Genomic DNA, 13,708 nt, shown 5'->3' on the forward strand with positions numbered 1-13,708 from the left:
CACGGCATATACCGGAGGGAAAGATCTCAGAAACCTCGGTACAACCACTTCCCCTTGTAATGGAGGTCATGCTGTTTGTCAGAGCCTCTGATACGAATGGAGATGATATAGAGTCGTGTATCCCAAGACAGACGACTCTGTCGGAAGTCATCGATGAACTGAAGGCAGTCTGTACCTCGTTGGCTCACGAGGGGTTGTCCCAGCAGAGAGAAGACCTCCATCACGAGTCGATCGGCATAACGACGGGCATAACGCTCCAGCTGTGTGTAGTCGAGTTCGGGGTCATCGGGCCAGAGATCTCCCACCTCCTCTTCCTCTTCAGAAAGAGCCGGAAGGTCGTAGACAGAGTTGACCCGACCGGGTGTACCTCCGTTACTCTCTTTCAGTGCTCTTCGCCACGAACTTTCCTTGGTACCATCGAGCGTGGGAAGGCGGCGTTCGAGAGCAAAGCCGTTGCGGTCTTTGGTCGACGAACCGAGATGCTGACGACGGTAAACCACCCTATCGATGACTTCGTCCGTGGCATAAGCGTGCAGAGAGATCTCCGTATAAGTAGGACTGAGCGAGGGAAAGTCTATGCGCTCGATGAGTACATCTGTCGGCACATCTCGGTACAACCGTACCAAGGCATCAGGATAGGGAGTGAGGACGATGTATCCATGAGCAGGGATGAGATGCTCTGAGGTGACGAGTCTCCACTCGGTGGGATCGCCCTCAGGCTTATTGCGATAGCGCAGATACAAGTCTTGGAGACGGATGGGCTTGTCACTCGTGTTGTGAAGTTCGATGTACTTCTCTCCCGTCGATGGAGGTGAGAGGAGGAGCTCGTTGATGATGACAGTACCTGACACGACAGGCAGGGGACGCTTCATCTTGGTGGGCTCGGACGGTGTCCCTCCTCGGGGATCGTCGGATCGCCTCCATCGGTCATCTTGTCCCGAAAAAGAAAGGCGTTCGACCGAGGCTCTTCCCTTCTCAAAACCATAACCATAGAGTCTGTGCCCAAACTTGACACGGTCCACAACCTTCCTCGAATCAACCCCGATGAGTTGAAGGACAAATGTACCCGAAAGAGCCGGAAACTTACCCATCCCTACCGAGTGTGGCAGAGGCTCTGCAGGGGGATTATCCTCATCAAAGAGGGTCACATAAGAGCGAGGTGCGACAGTGACTTCGGGCAGGGTGTAAGAGGTATTTTTGTAACGCAAGACAAATGTATGGAGAGAGACCTCTGTCTCATGTGGATTGTAGAGTTCGAGATACTTGAAACCCTCAAACGGCCCGTCCTCAGGTGCCGAAGCCATGATCTCTGAGATATACAGTGTCTTCTCTTCCGCAGGAGGAGGGGTAGGTGTGGGCTCTTCGGCAGGATCATCCTCGGCAGGTGTCACAGCAGGGAGTCGCCAGTGTAGCTTTTTCTTTTCGTTCTTGGTGTACTTCGCAGTGAACTTCATCGTGCCGTCAAAAGTGCCCTGTCGATCGATCCTGACGGTATCTGCAAAGAGAGTCTGTTCACCCTCTTGGAGAGAGAGACAAAGACCTTTTCGGGTGTGAGTGACGCAGATGTCGAGGCCATGCCAAGACTGAGAAGGGTCTTGGAGGTCGAGCGAAGAGAGGATTTTCACCTTGGATGTCGAAGTACCTGTGGAGCGTTCGATACAGAGCTGAACCGATGTGCCGGAGAGGTCGGGACGGACGAAATAAGAGTTACTTCTGCGCTCATCATCGGTATAAGAGAACAAATCCCAGCGGAAGGAGTTCTGTGGCGAGGGCTCCCTCTCCATAAGACAACCCAAGGCAAACGACCAAGCCGTCGGAGCATCTCCATACTTGTGGGTGATGGTACTCTTAGGACCGCTGCTTTTCTCCGCAATGGATAGCTTACCATCCCGATAGTCGAAGTGAGATAGCTGTCCCTCCCATCCTGTGATCTCTTCGGGTGAGGGATCGGGAGAAGGTGTGGGCTCTTCGGCAGGATCATCCTCGACAGGTGTCACAGCAGGGAGTCGCCAGTGCAGCTTTTTCTTTTCGTTCTTGGTGTACTTCGCAGTGAACTTCATAGTGCCGTCAAAAGCCCCTTGTCGATCAATCTTCACTGTATCTGCAAAGAGGGTCTGTTCACCCTCTCTGAGGGAGAGACAAAGACCTTTTCGGGTGTGTGAGACCGACACATGTAGACTTTGCCAAGACTGAGAAGGATCATTGAGTTCGATTGAGGAGAGGATACTGACCTTGGGAGACTTGGAGCCGTCGCTCACCTCCCTGCAGAGACGCACGGCCGAACCCGTCGCATCCGGGCACACAAAGTAGGATGTCTTGCGCTGCCGATCAGTGAAAGAGAACAAATGCCACTCGAACGTATTCTGACCCGAGGGGAGTCGCTCCATAAGGCAGTCGAGATCGAAGTTCCAAGCCGTCGGTATCTCTCCATACTTGTGGGAGATAGTGCTCTTGGGTCCGGTACTATCGGGATGTATGGAGAGCCGTCCCGATCGGTAGACGAAGTGTGAAGTCTGTCCCGACCAACCGACCATTTCGTCCGAAGGAGTATCTACTTTCGGGATACGTACCTCGAAAGAAAGGGTCTTCACAGTCTTGCCCGAAATGGTGCGCAAACCCTTGATGGATAACTTGTAAATGTGGTCCGACTTGAGCTCTTTTCCCATCGTTATGAGGGCTTTTCGGGGTTCGTCTGTTATTGCCGAAATCATCGGAACAAAGCCTCGGCAGGTGACCTTGGCCACAGACACATCGACCTCCTGACTGAAGACCAATGTGATCCGACCCTCCGCCGTGGCAGAGGTAGACACGATCCTTACTTCTGTCGGTGACGGAGGATCGGGCTCTCCCGGTGATGGTGGTGTGGGTGGTGCGACCATATCCCCTTCTTGGAGTACCTTGGGTATCTGCCAGTGAAGTTTATCCTTTTCGCCTTTCGTAAATTTGGCAACAAAACGCATCTCTCCCACAAAACGACCTCCGACGTCAAACGGCACAAGATCTGAAAGTCGTTCTTCTCCATCTTTTTCGATGCTTTTCAGTCTCAATCCGTTCTTCTCCCGTAAGACAAATATCTTCAGTCCTGCCCAAGACGTCTTGGGCGAATGCACTGCAAGGGAGGTGAGCAATGTTTGTTTCGAGACCTTCTCACCCCTTGTCGTCTCTCTGTACAACTGTACCGAAGCTCCATCATTACCGGGCTTGACGACGAGAGCTTCCCTCGTTGTCCCATTTTCATAAGCAGCCACTTGCCACCGGAAGGTATTACGGCTCGTCGGGATACGCTCCATCCTGCTCTCCATGCCGAATACTCTGATCTTATCCTCTTCTCCATAACGAAGCATGAGTTCGGCACTCGGCGGTAGTGCATCCCGATGTACGGACAGTGTGCCATCCCTGAGTACAAACTGTGACAAGTCTCCCGTCCATGCTCCGAAATCCGATGGTGGTGTGTCTTCGCTTGTCGAGATCTCGAACGAAAAGGTATTAACGACACGACCATCAAGCGTCTTCAGGCCTTGTACACTGATCGTATAGACTTTCCTTTCGACAAATGGGCGGTGCAGATCTATCTCCATGCTCTTATCATCCTGCGGAAGCGAGCGCAGTGTAGGATTGTGTCCTTCGCAGTAGACTTCGGCTCCGGAGGTGTCCACGGCTCTGTCGAGGGTGAGGGTTACTTTTCCCGAAGGGTCGGGCTTGATCGAAAGGATCTGCACATCGACATGCACCTCATCATCCGGCACTCCTTCGAGCCCCTCAGAGACTGTGGGAAGTCGCCAATGGAGATGACTACGAGCATTCTTCGTAAACTTTGCGGTGAATATCATCCGTCTGATGACATCACCCTCCACCGGCAATGTGAGCCAATCTCCTTTGATCGCCCTACCTGTGGGAGTGATGATCCTCAGCCGGTACTTTGTCTTGTCTCTCTCGACAAGGATCTTAAGCCTTTGCCAGTCGCTGAGTCGGTCGGGAAGTACAAGTGAGGTGAGCAACCTGTCTGTGCCGGAGGGAAGTTCCTGATACAGTCCCACACCCTGTCCCTGAGCCGTAGGCGCGACATACAAGCCATATTCACCCCCATTGCTGCGAAGTGAGAGTACCTCCCACTTGAATGTGTTACGACTTGTGGGAGGTTTGTCCATAAGGGTAGTGATGCTGAAAGAATACACATCACCGAGATCGGAAAATCCCCTGTAAATCATTGCAGAACTTCCCGCTGCACCCTCGGCTATCGATAGTACACCATCTTTGAATACGAATGCCGAAGTGTCTCCATGCCAGTCTTGCAGGGTCTGAGTCGAAGCCTTGGCTCGGAGCAAGGGGAGGAGCACCAGCAGTATCAGTATAAGGTTTCGCTGTGGTTGTTTCATGTATAGGTTTCAATTTGCTCTCCATGAGAGCCGGACATCAAGGTCATCGATGTCCCTAAAATATATCCGAAGCTCGACAAAAGGTTATATATCCCGATGACGAAGATTGTATGAATCAAGGCATCAAGTCATACAATCTTTTGTCGAGCCTTGTATATCTTGTTTTGGTTGCTTTTACACCGCAGGCAGACTCATCCCCGTAAACTTTCGATAGACATCGAGAGCGTAGACGTCGGTCATCCCGGAGATGTAGTCAAGGGCTGTCTGTATCTTGCCGTAAAGAGTGGTACGGTTGAGTTCGTACTGCGAAGGGATACGGTTGAACCACAGCTTCGAGTACGCATGGTCGGGTTGCAACTGTGCCTCGATGACCGTCTCCAACAAATACTCGAAGATCCTGAAGCCGGCCAACTCGATGTCGACGACCTCCTTGGCGTTGTATATCCGTCCATAAGCCACCTTCTGACAAGCCTCATAAGCTTCTTTTGGGCGTTTGGGAAGTACCTTGATGAGCGAACTGTCGAATGTCCCCGAAAGTATCTCGTCCTCATGATCGAGGAAGCACTGCACGCAGGCATCGACCAGTACCCCTATGGCGGACGAACGCAGATAGGCGATCCGCTCGTTGGTGTCTTGGACACGCTCCATCATCTTCGAGAGCGATGCTTTGCGCTCCTCGTCGAAGAAGCCCAACAACAACTCTGTCGTCTCCTCGTAGCTCAATATCTTGAGTTTGAAGGCATCTTCGATGTCCATGATCTGATAGCATATGTCATCCGCAGCCTCGACAAGAAAGACCAACGGATGGCGGGCATAGACGGGTAGCTCGCCTTCGGGCGAAAGTCTCAAGAGTCCGAGATGATCAGCTATCTTGGCATACGAAGCCTCTTCGGTCTCGAAAAATCCGAACTTATGTCCATTGTACTTCGAAGTGTAAGGATACTTCACTATCGAAGCCAAGGTGCTGTATGTGAGTACAAAGCCTCCTGCCCTACGCCCCTCGAAAGCATGGGTGAGGAGTCGGATGGCATTGGCATTACCCTCGAAGTGAGCAAAATCCTCCCATCGACACCCTTCGGCACGCACCTGAGCCTCCCACTTGCGCCCCTTACCCTCGGTGAAATAAGCTGTGATGGCGCGTTCGCCGGCATGACCGAAAGGTGGATTGCCCATGTCGTGCGCAAGACAAGCAGCAGAGACGATGGCCCCGAAGTCGGAGAAGTCCGCTTCGAGGTCGGGATGACGCTCCTTGACAGCCCTACCGACCTGAGTACCCAGAGATCTGCCGATACAAGAGACCTCAAGACTATGCGTGAGTCGGTTGTGAACGAAGATCTTACCAGGGAGAGGGAAGACCTGTGTCTTGTTTTGCAGCCTCCTGAAAGGTGCCGAAAATATCAATCTGTCATAATCCCTCTGAAAGTCGGTACGGGTACTCTCCTTGACCTCATAGTCCTCCAGTCCGAACCTCCTATCACTGATCAGCCTGTGCCAATCCATCTTTCCTCTATCGGTATGACTCATAGCTTGAGGTCTTTGAGGATTTCGACGAACTTCTTCATCCCTTCCGAAGCTCCTGCCTTGATATAATGAACCTTAGATCCTGCATGGACATCGTTCGGGTCTATGAGGAAGATAGGAGTATCACTCTTGGTGTAGTGGATCAAGCCCGATGCAGGATAGACGTTGAGCGAAGTCCCTATGATGAGGAAGATGTCCGCCCTCTGTACTTCACGAGCACCGTCTTCGAGACGAGGTACTTGTTCGCCGAAGAAGACAATGAACGGCCTGAGCATATACCCATCCGCATCCTTGTCCTCCACAGTCATCTCTATACGACCATCGGGGAGCGGAAGGGGGCGATAAGGATTGGCCATCGAAGCACATTTGAAGAGTTCGCCATGAAGGTGGATGACATTTGTCGATCCTGCCCGCTCATGGAGATCATCCACGTTTTGGGTCACGATACGTACATCGTAATCCTTCTCAAGCTCGGCAAGGAGACGATGTGCCTCATTGGGCTGAGCCTTGGCACACTCACGACGCCTCATGTTGTAGAAGTCTATGACAAGTGCGGGATTGGCACGCAGAGCCTCAGGCGTACAGACCTCTTCGATCTTGTACTTTGCCCACAGACCATCCGAATCCCTGAAAGTGGCCAAACCACTCTCGGCACTCATCCCCGCACCCGTAAGTACGGTAAGTATGGGTTTTCTATCCATTGTTACAATAACTTGGTTTGTAAACAAAGATAGAATTTTTTAGTCCATTACTCCCCCACTCCACAGCAAGAAAATAACCTGATTTACAAAGTTTCTCTTCGATCTCACACCTTTTTGAGAGCCTTTGGAAGACCTTCATTTTTTATTAGAAGTAGAGTATGTAAGTAATCCGTGCCCGAAAAAACACAAAGGCAAAGAAGAAAAGCCTTTGCCCTTATGTTTCATTTATGTTTTCCGTATTTCTTTTCAAAGAGATCGATGACTTCTTTCATGTCTTTTTTGAGATAAGTCAAAGCCTTGGCTCTCATTTCGTCCGATATTCCATGATAAGCTTCGGCAATACCTCCGGTAATGGCTGCTATCGTGTCACTGTCTCCACCGATGGAGACGGCAAGCCTGATGGCGTCTTCAAAATCCTTACTCTCAAGAAAACATACAATAGACTGAGGTACGGTGACTTGGCAAGTCTCATTGAAGGTGTTTGTAGCTCGGATCTCATCGCACGTTTGGTCAAGATCATAACCATATCCCGAAATCACAAGGGCTTTTATCTCTTCTTTCGTAGCTCCACGGAGGACATGATGGATACAGTCTGCCACACACACAGCCCCCTTTATACCTTCGGGATGATTGTGTGTGCACTCGGCAGAAGCCTTGGCTTTCGTCAGTACCTCTTCTCTCATCGGTAGCCAACCACAAGCCGAAACACGCATAGCCGAACCGTTGCCAAAACTTCCATAGGGCTTGGGAGTACTCGAATGTACCCACTCCGAAAATCTACCTCCATAAGCTCCCATGGGATAAGGATAACGGTTGCACCAGTCGTGCAAAGTCTTCCCAAAATCCAGATCCCTCAACACTGCATCCGCCACAGCGACAGTACACACGGTATCGTCTGTGAAATCACATTCTCCGGTAAAAAACTCAAAATCCTTACGTCTCGTATTATTGAACTCAAATCTCGACCCTACAATATCCCCTATAATAGCTCCTAACATGATACCATATACATTTATTATTTGATGAAACTTCACCTGACTCTCAAGGGTGTCCTCAGATAGCAAGATACCAACTATCAACTCACACTAAAGTTACTTCTTTTTGAGATAATAATGACTCTCAAATAATATAGATAGATTCGTCATCTCCCTCATAAAAGTGTGAATAATATCGATAAAGTCCCTCATAAAAATGTATATAATCATAATTATCTCCCTCATAAAAGTGTGAATGATATCAATAAAGTTTCTCATAAAAATGTAGATAATTATAGTAAACTCACAGACAAAGGGTTATTTTCTTATATCCATTCCTCAAAAAAAGTCGTTAAAGACGATGTGACAAGTTTAACGACTTCGTGACGAAAGTCGTTAAACTTGATCTCGAAGGTCCAAGGACTTTTTTTTATCCACATCGATTGTGGAAAATCTGTGAATAGGCTGTGGAAAACTTGTGGAAAAATAAGTGTTAAAATATTTGGATTAACGGATACAAAATCGGTATAAAATCTTTATCGAAGTGACCAAAAAATAAGGGCAAAAGTTATCCAAAAGTTACTCTATGGGTTATCCACATCAAATCCACACAAAATCAAGATCAGTTAGCTCTCCACAGTGATTATTCGGACTATTCACAATAATGTTTATTTACTTATATCAGAGGTCTATAAGCTGTGGATAGACTTGTGGATGGATGTGAATAGAGATCCTCATGTGATAGCTAATGAAAATGTCTCAAAATCTCTATCCACAATATCCACAGCTATTATCATCGTTTATTAGGCGAGTTCTTTTTTTTTAGAATAACCTTTTTTCCACAAGTCTTCAAAAAGAAGTTACTACCATATAATATAAAGAAGATGAAAAGTGTGGAAAAAGCTAAACTAATTGTCCGTCAGACTACAAAATAATGGTTACATTTGTGCAAGAATTCAATTCATTATCAATATATCATTTATGAAACTACTCGAAGATATCATCAAGAGAGCTCAAAACAACCCTATGCGCATCGTGTTGCCCGAGGGTACAGAAGAGCGTACACTCAAAGCTGCTGATCGTCTCCTTGCTGAAAAGGTGGTCAAGGTCATCCTTATCGGAGATCCTGCGGAGATCAGAGCAAAGGCCGGAGAGCTCGGTCTCAAGCACATCGAAGAGGCTACCCTCGTATGCCCTAAGAGCAACGACAAGAAAGAGGTCTATGCCAACCTCCTTTTCGAACTCCGTAAGAGCAAGGGTATGACCATCGAAGAGGCTACAAAGAAGGCTGAAGATCCTCTATATCTCGCTTGCCTTATGATCAAGAACGGTGATGCGGATGGTGAAGTCGCCGGTGCACTCAACACGACAGGTAACGTCCTTCGTCCTGCACTTCAGATCGTCAAGACTGCTCCGGGCATGAAGTGTGTGTCGGGTGCTTTCCTAATGATGGTGAAGGAAAAGGGTTATGGCGAAGATGGTCTCCTTATCTTTGCGGACTGTGCAGTGATGCCTCAGCCTACTGCCGAAGAGCTTGCACAGATCGCTGTGGCTTCGGCTCAGACAGCGAAGGCTATCGGTGGTATCGAACCACGTGTGGCTATGCTCAGCTTCTCTACCAAGGGTAGTGCGGCTCACGAGTGTGTGGATAAGGTGGTCGAAGCTACTCGCCTTGCGAAAGAAATGGCTCCCGAGCTTGCCATCGATGGCGAACTCCAAGCCGATGCTGCTCTCGTAGAGTCTGTGGCTCGTCAGAAAGCTAAGGACAGCACCGTAGCCGGTAAGGCGAATGTCCTTGTCTTCCCTAACCTCGAAGTGGGTAACATCTCTTATAAGCTCGTCCAACGCCTTGGTGGTGCCGAAGCTGTAGGTCCTATCCTTCAGGGTATGGCTGCTCCTATCAACGACCTCAGCCGTGGTTGTTCGGTCGAAGATATCTACTACATGGCAGCAATCACTGCGAACCAAGCCATGGCAGCCAAGAAGTAAAGAAATCAACATTTATACACACAAATAGACAAAAGGGAAATAATGAAAATTCTTGTTTTGAACTGCGGAAGTTCCTCAGTTAAGTACAAGCTATACGAGATGCCTGCAAAGGATGTGTTGGCACAGGGTGTAGTCGAAAAGTTGGGTCTCAAGGACTCGTTCCTCAAGATGACTTTGCCAAACGGCGAAAAGGTCGTCCTCGAAAAAGAAATGCCTGAGCACACCAGCGCGGTGGAGTTCATCCTCGAAAACCTCACAAGCCCACAGTATGGCTGCATCAAGTCTTTCGACGAGATCAACGCCGTGGGTCACCGTCTCGTACACGGTGGTGAAGCGTTCAAGGAAAGTGTCCTCATCACCGACGAAGTGATCGCTAAGGTGAACGAGTGTATCGATCTCGCTCCTCTACACAACCCACCCAACCTCAAGGGTATCGATGCCATCAAGAAGCTCCTCCCTTCTATCCCACAGGTAGGTGTATTCGACACAGCGTTCCAGCAGTCTATGGAGCCACACGCATTTATGTATGCTCTTCCATACCGTGTGTATGAGAAGTACGGTGTACGTCGTTATGGCTTCCACGGTACCAGCCACAGATACGTAAGCAAGAGAGCTTGCGAAATCCTCGGTAAGGACTACAATAACGCACGCATCATCACTTGCCACATCGGTAACGGTGCATCTATGAATGCGATCAAGAACGGTAAGGTCATCGATACCACCATGGGTCTCACTCCTACCGAAGGTCTCATGATGGGTACACGTTGTGGTGACGTCGATCCGGGTGCTTTGGCATTCATCATGGGTAAGGAAAACCTCAATGTCGAAGGATTCAGCAACCTTATCAACAAGGAATCAGGTGTATTCGGTGTGTCAGGTATCTCTTCGGATATGCGTGACATCGAGAACGCTATCGAGTCAGGCAACGAACGTGCGAAGCTCGCTATGGATATGTACAACCACCGTATCAAGAAGTATATAGGTGCGTTCATGGCCGAACTCGGTGGTTGCGACATCATCATCTTCACAGGTGGTGTGGGCGAAAACCAAACTTCTACACGTGAGATCGTATGTGCAGGCATGGAGTATTGCGGTATCGAGCTTGATAACGAACTCAACTCTAAGACTCGTGGTAAAGAAATCGTCATCTCCAAGCCTTCAAGCAAGGTGACAGTGATGATCGTACCTACCGACGAAGAGTTGATGATCGCTACAGATACACTCACCCTCGCAGGTAAGTAATACCGAATCTATCACCAAAGCTAAATAGGAAAGAGGGTGTACCGAAACATATTCGGTACACCCTCTTGTCTTTTGTCCTTATTAACTCTTACTTTTGTCGTAAAAAAGATGTATTTTTGCGACAAAATAAGGTTAATAATAGTATGGAAAGTATTGATGAAAAGGTAATTAAATCTATATCTAAACGCGGAAGGGGTAGTGTTTTTTTTTCGAGTGATTTTATAAGTCTCGGGGAGCATAAGACAATCCTCAAATCCTTGGAGCGTTTGACTCAATCGGGTAAGATTATTCGTCTTGCTCGAGGCGTGTACTATTATCCGAAACGAGATAAGGTACTTGGTCTCGGCGTACTTTATCCATCTTACGATGAGATAGCCATGAGTATAGCGAGGAGAGATAAGGCTCGTATCACACCTGCAGGAGCCTATGCGATGAATATACTCGGTCTTACGACGCAGATACCTATGAACATAGTCTTCTTGACCGATGGATCTCCTCGTAAAATAAGGATGTTCAATGGGCATCAGATTACTTTCAAACACACTGTCCCTAAGAATTTATCATTTCAAGACAAAACAGCTCAGCTCATCACTTTTGCCCTCAAAGATTTAGGACAAGATAATGTCACCGATGAACATAAAAAGATCCTTCGAAGGACACTGGAGAAAATCCCTGAGAACAGGGTATCCGGTGATTATAGGTTGATGCCCGTTTGGATACGTACGATCATAAAAGACATCTATGAACAACTACTTTGAGTTGACCGAAGAACAACAGCGAATCATCATTATTCAGACATCGGCACAGATGGGTATCCCCCCGCAAGCCGTAGAGAAGGACTTGTGGGTAAGTATCATCTTGAAGATTGTTTTTACTTTACCATTTTCCGACTACTTGGTTTTCAAGGGAGGGACTTCACTAAGTAAGTCTTACGGATTGATCGATCGCTTTTCCGAGGACATTGATCTGGTCATCGATCGAGAGTATTTCGGGCTCTTCGGGGATTTGACGAAGAGGCAGATAAAAAACTTGCGCAAGCAGTCTTCCTTATTTGTGAAGGATGATTTTTCTTTGGCTCTTCGTAAATCGATGGTTGACTTCGGACTTGATCATCTGTGTGATATTGTGCCCGAACCGGATGGAGAAGGTGATTCTACTTATCCCGAGCCTCGTAAGATACACGTACGATACAAGTCTCTTTTTCAGTATGACAGTTACCTTAACTCTGAGATAATGTTGGAGATAGGTGCACGTTCGTTATTCGAACCCACTGAAGTTACTACAATCAAGAGCTTTATCTCTGCCAAATTTGATCATATCAACACAGATATTATTTCTCCACAGATTACAACCTCTACTCCTGCAAAGACATTTTTGGAAAAAGCATTTTTGTTGCACGAATTGTTCACGACAGGGAGGGCAACTATAGCTGACAGAAAGTCACGACATCTGTATGATCTGGAGAAGATGATGGATCATGACTTTGCAAGGCAGGTGATTAAGGACGACAAACTTTGGGAAAGTATTGCACATCACCGAGAAGTATTTACGAGTTTGTCAGGGGTGGACTACACACCTGATATTCGGAATCGTATAGTATTGCTTCCTCCTGCTGAGGTTAGAGACGTTTGGGAAAAGGATTATAAGGAGATGCAGACTTCGATGATTTACGGCTCATCATTGCTTTTTGGAGAGTTGTTGAATAGGATTTCTGATCTTGAGAATCATTTTCGTAATAGGTAAGTTTTTCTGATAGGAGACAGAATGCGTTCTGTTGCACAACAGAAAGTGTTCCGTAGCTCGGCAGAGGGTATTCTGTCGGGCTTTTTAGTTTACTGTCTTGGGAATGTTTGGAGGGATGGGTGTCTGATCCGATGGATCAAGTCAGCAATAATTGATGATAATCGATCAAAAACGACGGTAATCGACTGTAATCAACCGAAGGGATGGTGTCGTGCCTGATCTTCGCTTTCGTCCGAAATAAGGCTATCTACGGCTTATCCAATAGAAGTGTAGAGTGTGTGCTCTTTATCGTTATCTCCTTGTGCTTAGGATGGCTTCGACCTCTGCGTCGAGACGAGGCACCTTGACGAGGTGATAAGAGCTGTATACGGGGCTGAGGACAGCGAGATACATCTCCTCCACCTCTATGTCATAACGAGTGCGGAGGATGTGGCTGTACAGGTTTTGCTGGAGTATATATTTGGTGAATGGGGTATCGCTCATGTGAGACAACGCTCCTTTTCCTATGGCATAGGGGAAGGGATTGGTCGTCATGGGGATGAAGTTGCCGTATTCCTCTCTGCCGATCTTCTCGCTGCGCTTCCAGTCCATGAGGACGAACTTCCCTTCGGGCGAACGCAGAAGGCAGTCTATCGTTCCTGCTATACGGAGGTCTTCGTCGTAGATACGCCATTCGGTGCGGTATATGGGATGTTCGAGAAGGATGGGATGCTTGCACAAGTCGGCGAAGTAAGTCATCTCTCGTTCGATGCTGACGTGTTCCTCACGACGGATCTCTTTGCCCTCGTAGACGAAGTGGTAGGTCATCTCTGTGGGCAGACCCAAGAATGTGCGTTCGATCTGTGAGTGGATGAATGTGCCGACCTCTCTTGCCACTGCGCCCTTGGCATCCCATTGTTCGAGAAGTAATGTAGGAGTGACTCCCTCATGAACTGCCTTTCGCTGCGCCATGGCTTCGGCATCGAAGTCGGGGAAGAAGTCCTTGATGACATTGCTGACGGAGGTGAGTGCGACCCCATTGTGTATGTACGTATGGGTATCCTCGTAGAAGATCAGATCTCTGTCTCTGCTGTGGGCATTGGTGGTATTGTAGTTGTTCGGCGCAGTCATGTCAAAAGTTTTTTTTTGAGTTGTGGGCACATTCTGTCCGTCGGGCAGCGAT

The 13,708-nt window shown here is 48.2% G+C and carries 9 protein-coding genes; 4 read left to right on the forward strand and 5 right to left on the reverse strand.

Annotated features, from left to right (window positions below; genetic code table 11):
* Positions 1-26 precede the first annotated feature (26 nt).
* From EL262_RS07175 to EL262_RS07190, 4 genes are all read right to left on the reverse strand, one after another.
* Positions 27-4,376, reverse strand: a complete 4,350-nt coding sequence (locus EL262_RS07175) for a lamin tail domain-containing protein (RefSeq protein ID WP_078735891.1) — start codon at positions 4,374-4,376, stop codon at positions 27-29.
* 174 nt (positions 4,377-4,550) lie between these two features.
* Positions 4,551-5,876 carry a dGTP triphosphohydrolase gene (gene dgt, locus EL262_RS07180; RefSeq protein WP_025838734.1) on the reverse strand — a complete coding sequence of 442 codons (1,326 nt, stop codon included), beginning with the start codon at positions 5,874-5,876 and terminating at the stop codon, positions 4,551-4,553.
* A gap of 20 nt (positions 5,877-5,896) precedes the next feature.
* Positions 5,897-6,598, reverse strand: a complete 702-nt coding sequence (locus tag EL262_RS07185; protein WP_025838732.1) for an SIR2 family NAD-dependent protein deacylase — start codon at positions 6,596-6,598, stop codon at positions 5,897-5,899.
* 221 nt (positions 6,599-6,819) lie between these two features.
* Positions 6,820-7,596, reverse strand: coding sequence for an ADP-ribosylglycohydrolase family protein (locus EL262_RS07190; RefSeq protein WP_025838730.1), 777 nt, complete (start codon positions 7,594-7,596; stop codon positions 6,820-6,822).
* Between the two features lie 957 nt (positions 7,597-8,553).
* Here EL262_RS07190 and pta point away from each other — a divergent pair.
* From pta to EL262_RS07210, 4 genes are all read left to right on the forward strand, one after another.
* A complete protein-coding gene (gene pta, locus EL262_RS07195) occupies positions 8,554-9,561 on the forward strand; it encodes a phosphate acetyltransferase (RefSeq protein ID WP_025838729.1) in 1,008 nt (335 codons plus the stop codon).
* Positions 9,562-9,603: 42 nt separating this feature from the next.
* The gene (locus EL262_RS07200) at positions 9,604-10,803 is read left to right on the forward strand and encodes an acetate kinase (RefSeq protein ID WP_025838728.1); all 1,200 of its coding nucleotides are present in this window, start codon (positions 9,604-9,606) and stop codon (positions 10,801-10,803) included.
* A 143-nt stretch (positions 10,804-10,946) separates the two neighbouring features.
* Complete coding sequence (locus tag EL262_RS07205; protein WP_025838726.1) at positions 10,947-11,561, forward strand: DUF6088 family protein; 615 nt, start codon at positions 10,947-10,949, stop codon at positions 11,559-11,561.
* Positions 11,545-12,546: a nucleotidyl transferase AbiEii/AbiGii toxin family protein gene (locus EL262_RS07210; protein WP_025838724.1), complete on the forward strand. Its 1,002-nt coding sequence runs from the start codon at positions 11,545-11,547 to the stop codon at positions 12,544-12,546. Before EL262_RS07205 ends, EL262_RS07210 begins: the two co-directional genes overlap by 17 nt.
* A gap of 291 nt (positions 12,547-12,837) precedes the next feature.
* On the opposite strand, the gene EL262_RS07215 is transcribed toward EL262_RS07210, so the two are convergent.
* The gene (locus tag EL262_RS07215; protein WP_025838723.1) at positions 12,838-13,656 is read right to left on the reverse strand and encodes a hypothetical protein; all 819 of its coding nucleotides are present in this window, start codon (positions 13,654-13,656) and stop codon (positions 12,838-12,840) included.
* Between the last annotated feature and the right edge of the window lie 52 nt (positions 13,657-13,708).

Origin of the sequence: Porphyromonas cangingivalis, from assembly GCF_900638305.1 — a bacterium.
In the GTDB taxonomy this organism is placed as follows: Bacteria; Bacteroidota; Bacteroidia; order Bacteroidales; family Porphyromonadaceae; genus Porphyromonas_A; species Porphyromonas_A cangingivalis.

Coding starts and splice junctions, on each gene's coding strand:
- EL262_RS07175 (WP_078735891.1), bottom strand. CDS start 4,376: ATGAAACAACCACAGCGAAACCTTATACTGATACTGCTGGTGCTCCTC.
- EL262_RS07200 (WP_025838728.1), top strand. CDS start 9,604: ATGAAAATTCTTGTTTTGAACTGCGGAAGTTCCTCAGTTAAGTACAAG.
- EL262_RS07215 (WP_025838723.1), bottom strand. CDS start 13,656: ATGACTGCGCCGAACAACTACAATACCACCAATGCCCACAGCAGAGAC.
- EL262_RS07185 (WP_025838732.1), bottom strand. CDS start 6,598: ATGGATAGAAAACCCATACTTACCGTACTTACGGGTGCGGGGATGAGT.
- EL262_RS07210 (WP_025838724.1), top strand. CDS start 11,545: ATGAACAACTACTTTGAGTTGACCGAAGAACAACAGCGAATCATCATT.
- EL262_RS07190 (WP_025838730.1), bottom strand. CDS start 7,596: ATGTTAGGAGCTATTATAGGGGATATTGTAGGGTCGAGATTTGAGTTC.
- pta (WP_025838729.1), top strand. CDS start 8,554: ATGAAACTACTCGAAGATATCATCAAGAGAGCTCAAAACAACCCTATG.
- EL262_RS07205 (WP_025838726.1), top strand. CDS start 10,947: ATGGAAAGTATTGATGAAAAGGTAATTAAATCTATATCTAAACGCGGA.
- dgt (WP_025838734.1), bottom strand. CDS start 5,876: ATGGATTGGCACAGGCTGATCAGTGATAGGAGGTTCGGACTGGAGGAC.